This window comes from Quyinboa sediminis (assembly GCF_042219855.1).
Classification (GTDB): domain Bacteria; phylum Bacteroidota; class Bacteroidia; order Bacteroidales; family UBA5342; genus JBHJHP01.
The window spans coordinates 141,129-156,991 of the sequence record NZ_JBHJHP010000004.1 but is presented as its reverse complement, the minus strand read 5'-3'; the positions used below and the strand labels follow the sequence as shown (position 1 = coordinate 156,991).

The 15,863-nt window shown below is 39.9% G+C and carries 19 protein-coding genes; 4 read left to right on the top strand and 15 right to left on the bottom strand.

Annotation, left to right across the window (positions count from 1 at the left end; translation table 11 throughout):
• Nucleotides 1-155 precede the first annotated feature (155 nt).
• Nucleotides 156-1,397 (top strand): multidrug effflux MFS transporter, encoded by a 1,242-nt coding sequence (locus tag ACE1EF_RS11185; protein ID WP_375720752.1) that lies wholly within the window; start codon nucleotides 156-158, stop codon nucleotides 1,395-1,397.
• Nucleotides 1,398-1,570: 173 nt separating this feature from the next.
• Here ACE1EF_RS11185 and ACE1EF_RS11180 read toward each other — a convergent pair whose 3' ends face one another.
• The 11 genes from ACE1EF_RS11180 to ACE1EF_RS11130 all read right to left on the bottom strand — a co-directional run bounded on the left by ACE1EF_RS11180 (nucleotide 1,571) and on the right by ACE1EF_RS11130 (nucleotide 9,517).
• Nucleotides 1,571-1,942: a DUF2255 family protein gene (locus ACE1EF_RS11180; RefSeq protein WP_375720751.1), complete on the bottom strand. Its 372-nt coding sequence runs from the start codon at nucleotides 1,940-1,942 to the stop codon at nucleotides 1,571-1,573.
• Nucleotides 1,943-1,954: 12 nt separating this feature from the next.
• Nucleotides 1,955-2,182 carry a tautomerase family protein gene (locus ACE1EF_RS11175; protein WP_375720750.1) on the bottom strand — a complete coding sequence of 76 codons (228 nt, stop codon included), beginning with the start codon at nucleotides 2,180-2,182 and terminating at the stop codon, nucleotides 1,955-1,957.
• 4 nt (nucleotides 2,183-2,186) lie between these two features.
• The gene (locus ACE1EF_RS11170) at nucleotides 2,187-2,582 is read right to left on the bottom strand and encodes a (R)-mandelonitrile lyase (protein WP_375720749.1); all 396 of its coding nucleotides are present in this window, start codon (nucleotides 2,580-2,582) and stop codon (nucleotides 2,187-2,189) included.
• 242 nt (nucleotides 2,583-2,824) lie between these two features.
• Nucleotides 2,825-3,691 (bottom strand): aldo/keto reductase, encoded by an 867-nt coding sequence (locus ACE1EF_RS11165; RefSeq protein WP_375720748.1) that lies wholly within the window; start codon nucleotides 3,689-3,691, stop codon nucleotides 2,825-2,827.
• A gap of 21 nt (nucleotides 3,692-3,712) precedes the next feature.
• Nucleotides 3,713-4,489, bottom strand: coding sequence for an SDR family NAD(P)-dependent oxidoreductase (locus ACE1EF_RS11160; protein WP_375720747.1), 777 nt, complete (start codon nucleotides 4,487-4,489; stop codon nucleotides 3,713-3,715).
• A gap of 10 nt (nucleotides 4,490-4,499) precedes the next feature.
• Complete coding sequence (locus ACE1EF_RS11155; protein ID WP_375720746.1) at nucleotides 4,500-5,072, bottom strand: DapH/DapD/GlmU-related protein; 573 nt, start codon at nucleotides 5,070-5,072, stop codon at nucleotides 4,500-4,502.
• A gap of 8 nt (nucleotides 5,073-5,080) precedes the next feature.
• Nucleotides 5,081-5,575: a cupin domain-containing protein gene (locus ACE1EF_RS11150; RefSeq protein ID WP_375720745.1), complete on the bottom strand. Its 495-nt coding sequence runs from the start codon at nucleotides 5,573-5,575 to the stop codon at nucleotides 5,081-5,083.
• Between the two features lie 36 nt (nucleotides 5,576-5,611).
• On the bottom strand, nucleotides 5,612-6,292 hold the full coding sequence (locus tag ACE1EF_RS11145; RefSeq protein WP_375720744.1) for a cyclophilin-like fold protein: 681 nt from the start codon (nucleotides 6,290-6,292) through the stop codon (nucleotides 5,612-5,614).
• 207 nt (nucleotides 6,293-6,499) lie between these two features.
• Nucleotides 6,500-7,156, bottom strand: coding sequence for an SDR family oxidoreductase (locus tag ACE1EF_RS11140; RefSeq protein WP_375720743.1), 657 nt, complete (start codon nucleotides 7,154-7,156; stop codon nucleotides 6,500-6,502).
• 19 nt (nucleotides 7,157-7,175) lie between these two features.
• Nucleotides 7,176-8,264: a Gfo/Idh/MocA family protein gene (locus tag ACE1EF_RS11135; protein ID WP_375720742.1), complete on the bottom strand. Its 1,089-nt coding sequence runs from the start codon at nucleotides 8,262-8,264 to the stop codon at nucleotides 7,176-7,178.
• Between the two features lie 356 nt (nucleotides 8,265-8,620).
• Nucleotides 8,621-9,517 (bottom strand): oxidoreductase, encoded by an 897-nt coding sequence (locus ACE1EF_RS11130; RefSeq protein WP_375720741.1) that lies wholly within the window; start codon nucleotides 9,515-9,517, stop codon nucleotides 8,621-8,623.
• A gap of 337 nt (nucleotides 9,518-9,854) precedes the next feature.
• Here ACE1EF_RS11130 and ACE1EF_RS11125 point away from each other — a divergent pair, with 337 nt between their 5' ends.
• Nucleotides 9,855-10,751, top strand: coding sequence for a helix-turn-helix domain-containing protein (locus ACE1EF_RS11125; protein ID WP_375720740.1), 897 nt, complete (start codon nucleotides 9,855-9,857; stop codon nucleotides 10,749-10,751).
• A 170-nt stretch (nucleotides 10,752-10,921) separates the two neighbouring features.
• Here ACE1EF_RS11125 and ACE1EF_RS11120 read toward each other — a convergent pair whose 3' ends face one another.
• The 4 genes from ACE1EF_RS11120 to ACE1EF_RS11105 form a co-directional block, all read right to left on the bottom strand.
• Nucleotides 10,922-11,134 carry a hypothetical protein gene (locus ACE1EF_RS11120; protein ID WP_375720739.1) on the bottom strand — a complete coding sequence of 71 codons (213 nt, stop codon included), beginning with the start codon at nucleotides 11,132-11,134 and terminating at the stop codon, nucleotides 10,922-10,924.
• 39 nt (nucleotides 11,135-11,173) lie between these two features.
• Nucleotides 11,174-11,857 (bottom strand): hypothetical protein, encoded by a 684-nt coding sequence (locus ACE1EF_RS11115; RefSeq protein ID WP_375720738.1) that lies wholly within the window; start codon nucleotides 11,855-11,857, stop codon nucleotides 11,174-11,176.
• A gap of 77 nt (nucleotides 11,858-11,934) precedes the next feature.
• Nucleotides 11,935-12,498: a Crp/Fnr family transcriptional regulator gene (locus ACE1EF_RS11110; protein ID WP_375720737.1), complete on the bottom strand. Its 564-nt coding sequence runs from the start codon at nucleotides 12,496-12,498 to the stop codon at nucleotides 11,935-11,937.
• 90 nt (nucleotides 12,499-12,588) lie between these two features.
• Nucleotides 12,589-13,641: an MBL fold metallo-hydrolase gene (locus ACE1EF_RS11105; protein ID WP_375720736.1), complete on the bottom strand. Its 1,053-nt coding sequence runs from the start codon at nucleotides 13,639-13,641 to the stop codon at nucleotides 12,589-12,591.
• Nucleotides 13,642-14,025: 384 nt separating this feature from the next.
• On the opposite strand from ACE1EF_RS11105, the gene ACE1EF_RS11100 reads away from it, so the two are divergent.
• The gene (locus tag ACE1EF_RS11100) at nucleotides 14,026-14,637 is read left to right on the top strand and encodes a TetR/AcrR family transcriptional regulator (RefSeq protein ID WP_375720735.1); all 612 of its coding nucleotides are present in this window, start codon (nucleotides 14,026-14,028) and stop codon (nucleotides 14,635-14,637) included.
• A 178-nt stretch (nucleotides 14,638-14,815) separates the two neighbouring features.
• Entirely contained in the window at nucleotides 14,816-15,862 is a 1,047-nt protein-coding gene (locus ACE1EF_RS11095; protein WP_375720734.1) for an HlyD family secretion protein, read from the top strand.
• The last annotated feature ends 1 nt before the right edge of the window (nucleotide 15,863 follow it).

The following is a 15,863-nucleotide window of genomic DNA, read 5'->3' as shown; positions in this document are numbered from 1 at the left end:
TGCAAAGCACAGGATTCAAATTTAACAGAACTGTTAAACGATTGAAAATCCTGTTGAATCTAAACGTTTAAAATACAACGGAACTGTGCGTTTAAAATATAAGTATAATTGTTCGTTTTTCAAAACTTTTGATCGGGCATATTGTTATGTCTAGCATGAATACTATACCGGAAACTCAAAACAAACCAAACGTAGAAAACAGATTTAAAACCATTCTCATTCTGGGTATACTAACTGCTTATGTGCCATTTTCCATCGATTCATATTTACCGGCTGTACCTGATATCGCAGATTATTTCGGAACAACTTCCGCGCAAATGACCTTTTCACTTTCCACCTTCTTTATCGGTTTTGCTTTGGGGCAGATCATATATGGCCCTCTTCTGGACAGATTTGGAAGAAAGACACCGTTGTATTTTGGCATAATCATCAGTATACTGGCCAGTTTGGCCTGTATCATATCCTGGGATGCCACCTCGTTTGTAATATTCAGATTTTTACAGGCCTTAGGAGCTTCGGTGGCTTCGGTTTCAGCTCTTGCGATGGTCCGCGACTTTTTCCCACCAGAGGAAAGCTCAAAAATATTCTCACTGCTTGTTCTGGTCATTGGTGCTTCACCATTACTGGCACCTTATCTGGGAAGTCATATCATGCAGTATTTTAACTGGCACTGGATTTTTGTGTTTCTCATTCTGATGGCCACTGCATTATTAATTCTTGTTCGGTTTGCACTGCCAACCGGATATGTACCGGATGAAAATGCGACCTTAAGGTTAAGGACAATTGGCAGAAATTATCTGAATATCATTACCACACCCCAGTTTTTAACCTATGCTGTTGGTGGTGCATTTTCTTTTGCTTCACTCTTTATTTATGTCGCAGGATCCCCAATAATTTTTATGGAACATTACCAGATCACACCAAAAAATTTCGGATATATATTTGCTGGACTATCGGTTGGGTTCATTGGCGGAAGCCAGTTGAACATCCTGATGCTGAAATTCTTTAAAAGCCAGAGTATTTTCCGTTTTGCCCTGATCAGTCAGTTCGTAATTGGTATTGTTTATTTTATAAGTGTATCCAACCACTGGCTGGACCGGAATATGAATATTGCATTTCTTTTTCTTATCCTCCTGTGTATCGGTTTTACTTCCCCAAATGGCATTGCACTGGCTCTGGCACCCATCCGTAAAAATTTAGGGAGTGCTTCGGCATTGGTGGGAATGATAAGAATAGGGGTGGCAGGCTTAACATCCACAAGCATTGGATTACTTAATGCGACCAACAGCATACCTGTGGCAGGAATGATTTCTGTTACTGCTTTTTTATCGCTTATTATTATGACATTTGGTCTGAAACGAATGAAGCTGAAAGGTGTCGAAGTGGTATTAAAATAGACTCAGGCCAGTTCTGCCAAAGCTTCCGTTCATCTGTTTCATACAGTTTTTACGTTTTGTAACATAATACACCAAAAGCTGTAATTCCCATCAACAAAGATGAAATTTACAGCTTTTAACCAGGTCCAATGGCAGACAATGTCATCGGATCAATTCAAAAAATGATATTCCGGTCAGTATACCCTGACCGTAGCGGCTTTAGCCCTTTCGCTGATCATTGAATTCAGGTAAGGACTCTTACTGTATTTCCGGCGGTAAGCATCATCAATCTGTTTATTGATATCTTCTCCTGAAACAGCTTCAAAATGTATGTCTTTTACCAAACCTGCCGCCTCAATTTTTCCGGCTTTTTGTTTCATGGCTGAACCATACCATTTGGAACTGGTTCCATTGTATGCCCTGACATAAAGCTTATCATCTACCGAAACCGACCATATCCAGGTTGGTGTGCCGTAGGTTTTCCCATCGTCCCGGAACGGTGCGATATGAAAATCATCCTTTTCAGCTATCTGAGCTATCTCTTCTTTTGATAATCCTGTTGTCATCTTCAGTATTTTTTACATTTCATAACCCGGCTCTTTATAGAGCATCTCCTTTTTCCCTATAATCTCATTCGGATAAATGTCTTTTCTCCATTCATCAAAAGTGAAATCTTCAATGGACACCGAGTATGACTCATCACCATACCCAATGACCTTCTGAGCAGCCTTAACGACTTCCTTAGCCAGTTTTTGTTTCTGCTCCTCAGTTTTACCTTCCAGTAAGCTTATATGAAAGTGTGGCATAGTACTATTTTGAGTATTGCTGATCTGAAACTTTTTCCATCCATGTAACAGCTTCCCCGTTAACCTCTTCCTGGATTGCAATATGGCTCATCGCTTTGTTTTTTGATGCACCATGCCAGTGTTTTTCATCCGGTTCAAACCATACTACATCTCCGGGCTGTATTTCTTCTATCGGGCCACCTTCGCGTTGTACCCAGCCTAAACCGGAAATTACAATGAGTGTCTGTCCTGCAGGGTGTGTATGCCAGGCTGTTCTTGCACCGGCTTCGAATGTTACAAGTGCACCTGCACCATGTGTTGACTCTTTTTTTGCATATAAGGGATCAATTCTTACATTTCCTGTAAACCAGTCTTCAGGTCCCTTTACTGAAGGTAAGGTGCTGTTTTTTATAATTTCCATAACTTATTTATTTAATTCATTACGAGGATTTAATGCAATAGCTTCATAACCGCTAAAACCTCTATCAGGTAACAAATCCCGAATAAAATCAGAATTTATCTTAACCTTATTTAACCCGTTCTTTTTGATTATTTTATCTGAGCATTCCAAAAACGCAGACAAAGAGAAAGACTTAAATCTGACACGTATTTAACAATATATGTTTACCGCTCCGGAATGTATCCGGAACGGTAAAAACCATATTATTTCATCTTCCCCCCATAAACCGGAAACATACTGGCATCGCCATAGTCCTTAATCTGTTCCATATTTTTCAGAACTTCCATATCCTCTGCCGAAATCGCGAAATCTACATCCGCATTGTTTTTCATGTGATCCGGATTCGCTGTTTTGGGTAATGGCAGCAGATCAAGCTCCAGACAATAGCGAATGGATAACTGTGGTATGGAGACACCATATTTTTCCGCCATGTTTTTCACTTCACTGTTCTTCATTAATTCTCCATGGGCAACCGGTGAGTAAGCTTCCACAAGAATATCGTTCTCCTTACAAAAGTCTATCAATTCGAAGGGTGTATTACTGATGTGTGTCAGAATCTGGTTCACCATTGGTTTTACTGTACACGACTGAAGAATATTTTCAATATCAGGCTTTTGAAAGTTTGACACACCAATGGCGCGAATTTTTCCGGCTTTATAAGCTTCTTCCAATGCTTTCCATGCTTCTCTGTTTCCTTCCTCATAATGATCATCTTCATGAAACTCCATCCATGGTTTGGGACTGTGAATAATCATCATATCAATGTAATCCAGCCCCAGTGTTTTAAGCGACCCGTCAATGGAAGCTACAGCGTCGTCATACGACTTAACTTCAGCAGCCAGCTTGGTGGTTACAAAAATCTCTTCACGTTTCAGTCCACAGGTTCTGATTCCTTCTCCTACGCCTCTCTCATTCTGATACGCCTGAGCGGTATCGATATGCCTGTATCCCATTCCAACAGCATCTTTTACTGCTTTTACCACATCATCATCACTAATAAACCATGTACCCAAACCCAGTTTGGGAATCTCAACTCCGTTAGACAGAGTGTAATTTTCTTTTAGTATCATAATTTTATTTTTATGTATTGTTTATAATTCTGTAATTCCAAGTCCTATTCCTGATATCTTTTCACATACTGACAGCAGCTTTTCCTGTAAAACTTCATCTGCAGCTTCGGGTTTAAATCTTTCCTCTTTTTTATGATACAGTAATCTGCCACTTTTTAAGGCATCCGGATCCTGAGAAACAGCCAGCCAGGCCTGTGTCTCATAACCCTTATCGAGATCGTCAGTCGCCCCGTTTCCACCCATTTTGGTTGGCACCCAACCCGGATCGACCGCATTAACAATCATATCCGGATATTTCCGTGCCAGCGCCAGTGCCAGCATTAAATCATGGAGTTTGGTATCCGAATAGCCTGGGAAATTGGTTCCGTCCACTATCAACTCCAAACGATCCTCAGTAACGGTACCACTACGATGCAAGCCGGAGCTGAGATATATCAGGCGCTCAGGACGATTAATTAGTGCAGTAAGGATATATGGGGCAAGACTATTGACTGCAAATAAAAGCGGAATGCCATCCCTGCTTTTAGCGTTTGATGCAACATGTAATATTCCTGCATTGTGAATAATGGCATCAAAGCTGCCCAACGCGTTCACATTTTGTGCCAGCTCTTTGGTCTCACCTATATCTGACAAGTCACCGGTTAGTACGGCCTCCGCATCGGGGACCAGTTCTCTGGCATCCTCTGCTCTTTTGTCGTTTCGTGCATGAAGCACAACGCGATGGCCTTCTTTAATAAGCTTTTGAGCTGTAAGTAATCCAAGTCCGTCTGATGATCCCGTTATAAATATCCGTGACATAATATCTTTTTTATACGTTTTCCTCCGAAATATATTTAATAACTTTTGCCGGTATTCCTCCAACAATCACATTATCAGGCACATCCTTATTGACAACAGCCCCTGCCGCAACAATTGAATTTTCTCCTACTGTGACACCGGGCAAAATAGTGGCAGCAGCACCGATCCATGCATTGCGTTTAATGATGACAGGCTTCACTTCCAGTGCCTTTCTTTTAGCCGGATCAACGGGATGTCCCTCAGAGATCAGATTCACCTTTGGCCCGATCAACACATCATCTTCTATGATAATTTTACCAAGTGCGAGCATGGTACACGCGTGATTGATGTAAATGTTTTTACCCACACGCACAAACCCGGCATGATTAACGAAAACCGGTTTCTGAATATACGTTGTAGGATCCAAAGGTTCACCCGACATTTCACCCCAGATCCGGCGCATTTTATCCGGTTCAAACGTAGCATTATACTGAATTAATAATTCGGATGTCCGCAAGCCTGATTCGCCAATCTGGTTATACTGAGGATCGCTGAAAGCAACTATCTCACCTGACTGCAGACGCTCAAAAACATTCTGACTCATTTCGCTTTTTAATCAATTTGTGCATATTCTTCATCTGTCACTGCGTCCTTCCATTCCACGATACCCTTCTCTGTATTTGGAACAAGATAGATATGACTCATGCTGGCATCTTTTGATGCTCCATGCCAGTGATCGACATTTGGGGGACATTTCACTACATCCCCTTTATGAATCACTTCAACGGGTTGCCCTTTAATCTGATGATAGCCAATTCCGGCTGTTACAATCAAAATCTGACCGGCTGGATGCATATGCCAGTTACTTCTGGCTCCGGGTTCAAAATAAACCTCGCCACCAGCAGTGGTAAACACAGAATCATTATCCACCAATCCTTTAACGTAAGCATTACCTGTAAAAAACTTTGCAGGTGCCAGCTGCCCCTTTTCAAAAACATGTTCAACTTCTGTTTTGGCATCCTTATTCTGACTGTTGGTACAGGATGCAAGGATCACCACAAAGGTCAGAACAGTTGTTTTTAAAATTATATTTAAATATCTCATCATCGTTTTATTATTTTTCAGATTAACATCAGATCCGGACTATGAACGTTTCTGTATCTTTTTTACGACAGTTCCATTTTGTCCCGTTTCAATTTTCACAAAGTAAATTCCTGAAGGAACATGATTTATATTTACTGTATTATCATGCGATGTCATGATGCTTTTACCATTAACATCGAGCAACGATATTCGGTCAAAACGCCCTGACACGTTCAGGCAATTCTCTTCCTGATCCAGATAAACCTGAAAAAGGTCCTCGTTTTCATCCTTATGTTTAATACTGGTTGCTGTATCAGCAAGTTCCAGTTTAACTGTCACATCTCCTTCACCCAACACAGCTTTTAATTCCTGCTGAGTTATGTTGTTAATTTTTCCAAGCCGGGTAAAGTTCCATGAATTTGGTGCATAATAAATGACCAGTGCACTTCCCTGGTATAGAATAATATCTCCCGGTTCTGTTGTAATCTGTTCATCATTTCTTGGTAAGCTTGTTCCAATTGAACCTACTTTTTCCATGCTGCCATAATCATGCATTTCTATGGTCAACGGCTTATTCTTTAACAACTCAATTAAAGCAGCTGTTGAAGAATTATCCACTAAAGTTGCCGTAAGCTCGGATGTATTATTGACAGTTAGTTTAATCATCGTTTGCTGAGCTGAAATTCCGGTTGCTGTTAAACAAAAAACCACCGTTAAAAAGAAGGTCCTTAATGATCTCATTGTTTTCGTTTATAATGTTTTTATGACTTATCCATAATTTCATGCTACAAAGGTGAGGAGAAAAGACAACTAAAAATTACCAAAATTACAGAGCCTCTTACCCCGATTACGGAATCATCTGCCATCGTTCTTACAACAATAAGAGTTTCGGCACTAATCGCTGAATTATAAAGGCATAACAGGTCTCACATGAAACCTTTACCGCTGCTATTCAACAGATAAAATTGCTTCGTTAACAGGAATATCACCCGTACTCAGGACCATTACCTTACCTATGGTTTCCTGATGCTTTAATGCTTCCAGAATGGTGGTAGCCACATCTTCCCGCGGTACCGTTTTCTGAAGATTCGCCGAACCGAGGGTTACTGTCACTTTTCCAATACCATCTTCATCAGTAAGCCTTACGGGCCGAATAATGGTATAATCCAGCAATGATTGTTGCAATTCCTTATCGGCAAAATGTTTGGCAATATAATAGGGCTTAATGCCGGATTGTTCCCATTTTGAACGATCATCGGCAAGGTAAGCACTGACCATCACGTAGCGTTTAACTCCGGACTGCTCAGCAGCAAGCATACTTTTTACAGCGCCATCCAGATCGACCTCCAGTGTTTTATCATAGCCTGTTTTTCCACCTGAACCAGCAGTAAACACAACGGCATCCGTACCGGTCATTGCTTCAGCTATTTCGTCAATACTGTTCTCAAGGCTTCCAACTTTTACCGAAATTCCCAGTTCATCAAAGAATGGTTTTTGTTCTTCCTTTCTGATAAAGGCAGTGGGAGAAAAATTATCTGATTCTTTCATTTTCTGCGCCACCAGTTTACCTATTTTCCCATGAGCGCCAATAATTAATACATTCATGATTATTTGGTTTTATTATTTAGTCATTTTGTTCTGAAGATTTCACAACAGCATGCAACAATTCATGCAGTTTCGCGGCACTTTTAAAAGTTGGTGCATTACGGGTATTATTCCGGATATCTCCGGCCAGAAGCTTATAGATACAAGCTACATTTCTTGCAATGGAAATGTCCGGCAGACCATCGTACATATCAGATGGAGGAGTCAATGGTTTCAGTTCCTCATCCTCTCCTTTTGCGCCTTTTATTTCAAGTTGTATTATTTGTCCATGACCGTTGGCTCCTGAAACCTGAATATCGCCATCTGTTCCATTAATTTCCCACAGAAGATTGGTGCCTTTTGACATACCTCCACGGTAATGCACAGATACTGCTGCTCCACTTTTAAGTTTCCCTGCGATTAAAATCTGATCTTCAGCTGTTTTTGGTTTCAGTTCGCCGGTATCTGTAAGCTTAACCTGTGGAACGTTATTGAACATCTGCGCTTTTAATGTTTCAAAATCGCCGAGCACGCTTGTTAATCCGGCCAGAGTATGACCTAAAGGTATGTTAAGCATATCAGCACCGTTCGCTTTATCAAACAGATAATAGGAATCCGTGGTTGCCATATCACCCCAGTTGCCTCCTGAACCAATTAAAGTGGTTGATAATACTTTACCAACATACCCGTCTTCAATCAGCTTTTTCAAATAAAGTACTTCGGGTGCATTTACCATTTGCGTTCCAACAACCGCGACTACGCCTTTACTTTCTGCTAATTCTGCCAATTGCCTGGACTCATCCAACCCATTGCCAAGAGGGTGTTCGCAGTACACATGTTTGCCGGCTTCCAATGCAGCCCTCACCAGTTCAAAATGGTGAGGAACCTTCACAGTAACTACTACTAAATCCACTTCGGGCGATGCAATAAGTGCATCAGCATTTTCAAATGCATGAGCTAAGCCCAGTGCATCTGCTGTTGCTTTCGCACTCTCCGGTGTACTGTTGGCAACACCAATGACTTCAAAATCGTCTGTTAAAGATTTCAGAGCCGGAATGTGAGCTGTTGCAGCCCAATGACTATCAGGATTCAATCCTATAAATCCTATATTTATACGTTTATTTCCCATAAACTTATTTTGTTTAAGTGTTCAATATTTAAAAAAGACCTGTATTCTAAGCCTTTATCTTTTCAAAACGGGTAAATGAGGATAACCAAAATTTAAAATTATGATACCGGACGGCATCTTTAATTTGGCCGTAGAATAAATGGGATGTGTAATACTTCTATCAAATATAGAAACTTACGATACAAAGATTGGATAAAATATCTTAAAGTATATTACCTGCATTACAGGTATCCTTACCATAATTACAGAAATGGCTTCAGTATACTTCTCCATCAATGATGAATTCCGCTTAAATAAGAATTTTCAGTTTAAATTACCGAATAATAAAAAGTCAGTTCCGCACCAACTACATCACGTCAATACGTTACACCTGTCATCTGTTCCGATAGTTCCCAAAGCCTTTTCGCTTTGCCTTCATCCCTTGAAAGTTCATTGGATTCTACTTTTACCGGATATCCCTTCATTTCCATAAAGCCATCAGGCCCGAAGTAATCACCCGGTTTTGCGTCCGGATCGGTTGCAGCTCTCAGAGTTGGCAGCGTTCCTTTCTCTACCTTTTGTGCAAAAAACAGGTTCATGAATCGGAAAAAGGGCGTATGCCTGGCCAGTTCTGTAGATGTAGCTCCTGGATGCGCCACAGTAACCAAAGGTCCATCAGGATCACCAGTCAGTTTTCTGCTTAGCTCATAGGTAAAATACAGGTTTGCCAGTTTGCTGTCGCCATAGGCACGGTTGGTGATATATTTTCGTTTATCCCAGTTAAAATCGGAAAAATCCAGTTTCCCCATACGGTGCCCCATACTCGAAGTCGCAACAATGCGGGAACCTTTTGTTTTTTTCAGGAGTGGCATCAAATGACCAGTCAGAGCAAAGTGCCCCAGGTGATTCGTTCCCATCTGAATTTCAAAGCCATCCTCTGTTCTTGAAAAAGGACACATCATAACACCGGCATTGTTAATTAAAATATCCAGCTGCGTGTATTTTGACATGAATTTATCCGCAAATGATTTCACTGATTTCAGACTGGCAAGGTCAAGGTCCATCACATCCACGTCAGCCGCAGGAAACTGATTTCTGATTTCTTCAGCAACACGATTTCCCTTTTCGGTATTTCTGACCGCCATAATAATTTTCGCTCCCTTACCAGCCAGAACCCTGGCCGCTTCCTTGCCTAAACCACTCGTTGAGCCGGTCACGATTACCACTTTTCCTTTTTGATCCGGAATATCCTGTGTTGTCCATTTTGTTTTCATTGCCTTATTATTTTAGCATTGCATTTAACCAGATTAACCTGTTCCTGTTATGTTGATGAGAATTTACATCTTCTCCATATCACTGTGATTCAATTGATAAACACATTAAGGACTAAATTGTGCGAACTTCCCCTGATAAATCTGCCATTATCCTATACGCATATACTTCAGGACTACGTATAACGATGTTACTCTTACAAATGTCCAATGCGTTAACCACTATTGCTTATTACCTAAATCCACTATTTCTTACCCAAATTACGGAATATGGTTTTACAGCGGGTCAAGCTGATAATTGTTGCCTATCTTTGTAAGTGTAACCGATAAGATTTTTATTATGAGTCAGGTTAACAGAATAAATTCAGTAAAGGAATACAACAATCAGGTTGGACAGGAAACCCTGCATCCATTGGTAAGTGTTATTGATTTTTCCAAAGTTAAGCCTTTTGAGTTTTTCAAGGTACATATGAATGTATATGCCATTTTTTTAAAGGATATCAAATGTGGTAATATAACGTATGGGATTAACAACTATGATTATGAAGAAGGCACGCTGATTTTTATATCTCCGGGCCAGGTTTATGGCGTTGAAAGCAATGGCGAAAAGCAACAGGCCTTCGGTACTGCCATCATCTTTCATCCGGATCTGATCCACGGCACATCGCTGGGCAAAAATATTCAGGATTATACCTTTTTCTCATACGAAGTGAACGAGGCATTGCACCTTTCTGCGAGGGAAAGAGAGATTATAAACGATTGTATCAATAAAATAAACTACGAACTTGAACATGCTATTGATGCACACAGTAAAACACTTATTGTTTCTTACATTGAACTCTTTTTAAACTATAGCAAGCGGTTTTACGAACGTCAGTTTATTACACGCAGCCACGTTAATAAAGACATTCTGACACGCTTCGAGCATATATTAAACAATTATTTTGCATCTGATGAACCTCTTGAATCGGGATTGCCGTCGGTTCGCTACTGTGCCGATAAGCTGTTTATTTCGCCAAACTACCTTGGCGACTTGCTAAAGAAAGAAACAGGAAAGTCAGCACAGGAACACATCCAGCTTAAAATGATTGGTGTAGCTAAAGAGAAGATTTTCGATTCTGAAAAATCCATCAGTGAGATAGCTTATGAGCTGGGGTTCAGGCATCCTCAGCATTTTACACGGATGTTTAAAAAGCAGGTGGGAATGTCGCCGATTGAATACAGGAACCAAAACTAAAATAACCTGGTACAATAAAAACCCCGACTTCTAACGTAGCCGGGGTTTGATTCCGATTATTTACTACTGCTTATAGCTTACAGTAAATACTTAATGCCTTAAATTACTTCGCTCACTGTAATTATGGTGCAATGCTGAATCAAAATCGAATGCATCCTAAAACGGATCGGTCAGTTTTTCCTGCCTTTTCTCTGCTTCATTATAAAACCAACAACACCCATAAATCCCCCCATGAATCCGCTTATAGCTCCACTCATGCCATTATTGAATGCATTCTGAGTATGTGTTTGCGGAAAAGAGATGATGAAATATACCATAATAAAACTCATAATGAATCCCATTATTCCTCCTATGAGTCCCTGTTTTACGTAAGTCTTAACCATGTTTTATTCTTTTTACAATTATCTAATTTATTGTCTACCCTACCAAAGCAGCGTACTAATGAAAATACCCCACTGGTGATCCTCCATTTTCATCGGTCCATACCAATCATAATTCAGAGCACAACCGAAAGAGAACGTTTTATACGAAAGTCCGAGTCGACCATAAGCATGGCTCCTGTCGTGTTTTCCTGTTTCGGTATTCTGATTATATAATGCCTGAGCCCTCGTGTACAGCGACCATTTGTCCTTTATTACGGGTCTGTATTCTGCCATAGCTAAGGCCTCATAATTATGGCTTTCACTTAAATATAGTCCTGATATAATAGCACACATAAAGGTTCTGCTCATGTATGCGTACTGCCCTCCGGCATATGGACGAAAGCCCCAGACCGAACTATAAGCAGCACCTGAAAGCACACTGACATTTTTAACCAGCTCATACTTCAAAAGCATCAGGTTCAAAGATTCTCTCAGGTATTCATCGTTGTCGTAATTTGCTTTTATATATGAAAGTGAAAAAAAACCTAATTTGCTTTCCGGACTAAATTTTTTATCGATGATTAGTTGTGATGTCCAGCTTTTGGTTCCTAAAACAACTTCAAGCGGAATTGGTGCAGATGTTTGTGCTGCCTCACTTTTGGATTGTGCACTGGTTGGAAAAGAAACGAACAATGCGATTATCAACAACACAACAGAAAAAGTATAAACTCTAAATTTATTCATGAAAATTATGCATTATAATGATTATAATGCAAAAGTAAAGGCCGGGAAAATGAAATCCTTTTACATTTGTTAAAAAATCATTTTCTTGATCGGATCCGGCTTAAAGAAACCTGTGAAATGCCAAGAAATCCTGCCGTATCACCTAGGCTAATCCGCTGTTGCAGATGGCCATATTCCTCAATAAACCGGGCATACCGTTCTGTGGCGTCCAGATAAAGCAGGTTCTTCAGATTTGAAATTGCGGTATAGGCTACCATGGAAACAAACCTGCGTGCAAAGCTTTCAAACGAGTGATATGTCTGGCAAAAGCGCTCAAAATCTTCATATTCGAGATAACTTATCCTTGTATCTTCGATGGCGATAGTTGAATACTCAGCGGGCAGATTATTAAAAAAACTGTCGGTAGCAATAAAAAAATCCTCCTCTTCAAAAAACCGTAGTACATACTGATTGTCCTTATGATAATAGTTATGCTTTACCAGACCTTCCTCAACAAAAAAAAGACATTTACATATTCTCCCATGTGCATGGATCACCTCTCCCTTTTTATAATCCCTGGTTTGAAAACAATCCGACAGTTCTGCAGATGCCTCTTCAGATAAAGGGAATAAACTATTTACACCTTTAATAAACAAACTCATAATTCTGCTTTTATGGCAAGAAGCCAGCATTGCTTATACCCGTATTTCAGATACAAGCAGAAATATAAGTCCATTATTGGAAAATAACAATTAATTAAGCCCTTTCCACCAACGCTCAAACACCTGGGTTGTATCATTTAAAAATACTACTTCTCCTATTTTAGGCGTTAAAACAGGTATATCTGAACCGGATTGGTTTTCCGTTATTTTATTTAAAGGTTCATCCCACGGATGGTTTGCCAGTGCAAATTTCGAATTATGAACCGGCAGAATCCGCTGAGCCTGTAATTGGCCTGCAGCCTTAAACAGCTGTTCCGGAAGCAGGTGAATCAGGTTCCAGTTTTGATCGTATTGCCCCTGCTCCATTACCGCTAAATCAAACGGTCCGTATTTTGAACCAATATCTGAAAAATGCGTATCATACCCCCCGTCGCCACCTATAAAGAGTTTAAAATCAGGAGCCTTAAGTACAAATGATGCCCACAGGGTTTTATTCCGTTTTAACCCTCTTCCTGAGAAATGCCGGGCCGGTGTTGCTGTCAATTGCCATCCCGCATCCAAATTCATTGCTTCATACCAGTCCAGTTCTGTAATAACTTCCGGATCAAACCCCCAATGTTCAAAATGCTGACCAACACCCAGTCCAGTCACAATATGCTTAATATTCTGTTTGAGATCAAGAACCGTCTGATAATCGAGGTGATCCCAGTGATCATGCGTGATGATTAAATAATCGATGGCAGGCAGATCACCGGCGTGAAAAACCGTGGTACCTTTAAATGCCTTATTGATAAATGAAAAAGGTGCAGCATAAGGACTGAAAACAGGATCGACCAGAAATGTTTTTCCGTTTAAACGGATAAAATACGATGAGTGGCCGAACCATACCAATGCATCATCTTTCGGATCTAATGCATTTATATCTGTTTTTATTACAGGCAGGCTATCGTCAGGTGTTACCCTGATCTTTTTTCTGAACATAAAATCCTTCATCACCTGAAACCTGCTTTTATCTGAGGTAAATGTTGGCGTCTCACTCAGATTTTTGAACTCACCATCTTCGTAATGCTCTGATTGTTTAATCCGTTCTAACCGTTCTCCTTTTGGAGACTGCCCGAATCTTGCCTGATTTAATATCACCATACCTGTGAGTGTTATAATTAGTGTAAGTGCAAAAAATAGTATAAAAACCCTTTTCATATTAACGAGGTGCTTTATGTTAAGCGCTAATTTCCATGTAATAACAGAATTGCCGGTTAACAGTTCATGATTAAGCGATTACAAATATGGCAATGATAACTCAAAGAAAAGTATCCCGATTACGGATTAACCTACCTTAATTACTTGTTGAAACAGAATTTTAAATTTGCCATTTTCGACATTAACCTTTTTTAAAAATTACACAATTCACTAGAATACAACCTAATACAATAATTCACAAAAAAACCTTCCCGAATACAATTGATAGAATCATGAATAATGCATAATTTTGACCAATTAAATATTTTAGTCAGATAGTAGATTATTATGAAACAGGAAGCCAAGCAAGCTGAAATTATTAATGCAGCGCAGGAATTGTTTACTGCATATGGGTTTGAAAAAACGACCATGACAGATATCGCACGACGTCTGGGAATTTCCAAAGCAGCGTTGTATTATTATTTTTCTGACAAGGAAAGTATTATTAAATCACTTGCCATCAGAGAACAGGAGCAATTTATTGCAGAAATTCAAACGATTACTACTGAGGCAACCAGCACGCTGGAAAAGTTGCTTGCGTATGCAACAAAACGCATAGAATTATTGCAGCGACATCTTACCTTAAGCAGCATGAACCTGGGAACATATGCATCTATTAAATCCTTGTTTGTATCGATATTAAAGGAATTTCGCAAACAGGAATCAGAGTTGGTAACGGAGATTATCAGTATTGGCATAGACAAACAGGAAATTCAAACGGAGTTGGCAGCAGCTGAATATGCCGAACTTTACCTGGATGTTCTTATGGGGCTGAGAAAAAATGCGTTTTACAGTTCGGAACGGATCGAAATGAATAATCTGCAGTTTGAAGCTATAAAACAGGTTAAACATCAATCGCAATTATTTACTGAAATTTTTATAAAAGGTATCTCTGATTAGCATGTAGAAAAAACCGGACTAAACTAAAGCACATGTGGCCTTCATGATGGTTTTGGATCAGTACAAATAAAACGGCCGCAGACACGCATCTTTTACCCCAGGAAAATATATTGTATGCATACTAATTGCTGACAACATCAGCTTAATGCAATAAATGATTACGAATAAAACAGAAATAATGGAAAAGGAAAGACCTGAAAAAAGCAGGAAGAGCAGAAAAAGCAGAATAATTGTTTTCGCACTTTTAGGTATCGGAGCAATAGTAGCCATTGTGGCTTATTATCGTTCACTAAGGTATGAAACAACAGACGATGCACAGATAGATACCGATATAACTTCAGTTACTTCAAGGGTATCAGGATATATTGCACAGGTAAAATTTAATGACAACGCCTATGTACATAAAGGAGACACCCTGGTTATTCTGGATGACAGAGAGCTAGCATTAAAAGAGGCTCAGGCTGAGGTAGCACTTGAAAATGCTGTTGCAATGTTAAATACAACACGTGAGAATACACGGTCAGTCAGACAAAGTGGCCAGACCAGTACCATCAAGATCGATGAACTCCGGATCCTGATGGACAATACCACTAAAGATTTTGAACGCTACAAAAAATTATACGAAGAGGGTACCGTTACCCCGCAGCAGTTTGACAAAATTCGAACTGAAAAAGAAACACTGGAAAAACGCATTGAAGCGGCTCAACAAACGGCAAAAGAAGTGGATTCAAGGATAAGTGCTGCAGATAAGCAGATTTCTGTTTCTGAAACTGTAGTGGAACAACGGCGCATTGAGCTGAAGTATGCAAAACTCAATCATTCTTACGCATTTATTACGGCCCCGTTTGATGGTATTGTATCAAAAAAGAATGCAGTTGCAGGTCAACTTATTCAGGCTGGACAGGCATTATGTTCCATCATTTCAACAGACAATATATGGGTGACGGCAAATTTCAAGGAAACCAAGATTAAAGATATTAAAGCGGGCATGAAAGTTGATGTCAGTGTGGATGCCTACCCTGATGAGACCATCGAAGGGCATGTTGCATCATTCTCTTCAGCAACCGGGTCAAAATTTTCACTCATTCCTCCTGACAATGCGAGTGGCAACTATGTAAAAGTAGTGCAGCGTATTCCCGTACACATCAACCTGGATCAAAACAGTCCGCTTTATAAACGGATTAAACCAGGCATGAATGTATTTGTTCGGGTCATTTTAAATTGAA

Excerpts from the sequence above, each read along its gene's own strand:
- ACE1EF_RS11185 (WP_375720752.1), top strand. The coding sequence starts at position 156 with ATGAATACTATACCGGAAACTCAAAACAAACCAAACGTAGAAAACAGA.
- ACE1EF_RS11180 (WP_375720751.1), bottom strand. The coding sequence starts at position 1,942 with ATGACAACAGGATTATCAAAAGAAGAGATAGCTCAGATAGCTGAAAAG.
- ACE1EF_RS11175 (WP_375720750.1), bottom strand. The coding sequence starts at position 2,182 with ATGCCACACTTTCATATAAGCTTACTGGAAGGTAAAACTGAGGAGCAG.
- ACE1EF_RS11170 (WP_375720749.1), bottom strand. The coding sequence starts at position 2,582 with ATGGAAATTATAAAAAACAGCACCTTACCTTCAGTAAAGGGACCTGAA.
- ACE1EF_RS11165 (WP_375720748.1), bottom strand. The coding sequence starts at position 3,691 with ATGATACTAAAAGAAAATTACACTCTGTCTAACGGAGTTGAGATTCCC.
- ACE1EF_RS11160 (WP_375720747.1), bottom strand. The coding sequence starts at position 4,489 with ATGTCACGGATATTTATAACGGGATCATCAGACGGACTTGGATTACTT.
- ACE1EF_RS11155 (WP_375720746.1), bottom strand. The coding sequence starts at position 5,072 with ATGAGTCAGAATGTTTTTGAGCGTCTGCAGTCAGGTGAGATAGTTGCT.
- ACE1EF_RS11150 (WP_375720745.1), bottom strand. The coding sequence starts at position 5,575 with ATGATGAGATATTTAAATATAATTTTAAAAACAACTGTTCTGACCTTT.
- ACE1EF_RS11145 (WP_375720744.1), bottom strand. The coding sequence starts at position 6,292 with ATGAGATCATTAAGGACCTTCTTTTTAACGGTGGTTTTTTGTTTAACA.
- ACE1EF_RS11140 (WP_375720743.1), bottom strand. The coding sequence starts at position 7,156 with ATGAATGTATTAATTATTGGCGCTCATGGGAAAATAGGTAAACTGGTG.
- ACE1EF_RS11135 (WP_375720742.1), bottom strand. The coding sequence starts at position 8,264 with ATGGGAAATAAACGTATAAATATAGGATTTATAGGATTGAATCCTGAT.
- ACE1EF_RS11130 (WP_375720741.1), bottom strand. The coding sequence starts at position 9,517 with ATGAAAACAAAATGGACAACACAGGATATTCCGGATCAAAAAGGAAAA.
- ACE1EF_RS11125 (WP_375720740.1), top strand. The coding sequence starts at position 9,855 with ATGAGTCAGGTTAACAGAATAAATTCAGTAAAGGAATACAACAATCAG.
- ACE1EF_RS11120 (WP_375720739.1), bottom strand. The coding sequence starts at position 11,134 with ATGGTTAAGACTTACGTAAAACAGGGACTCATAGGAGGAATAATGGGA.
- ACE1EF_RS11115 (WP_375720738.1), bottom strand. The coding sequence starts at position 11,857 with ATGAATAAATTTAGAGTTTATACTTTTTCTGTTGTGTTGTTGATAATC.
- ACE1EF_RS11110 (WP_375720737.1), bottom strand. The coding sequence starts at position 12,498 with ATGAGTTTGTTTATTAAAGGTGTAAATAGTTTATTCCCTTTATCTGAA.
- ACE1EF_RS11105 (WP_375720736.1), bottom strand. The coding sequence starts at position 13,641 with ATGGTGATATTAAATCAGGCAAGATTCGGGCAGTCTCCAAAAGGAGAA.
- ACE1EF_RS11100 (WP_375720735.1), top strand. The coding sequence starts at position 14,026 with ATGAAACAGGAAGCCAAGCAAGCTGAAATTATTAATGCAGCGCAGGAA.
- ACE1EF_RS11095 (WP_375720734.1), top strand. The coding sequence starts at position 14,816 with ATGGAAAAGGAAAGACCTGAAAAAAGCAGGAAGAGCAGAAAAAGCAGA.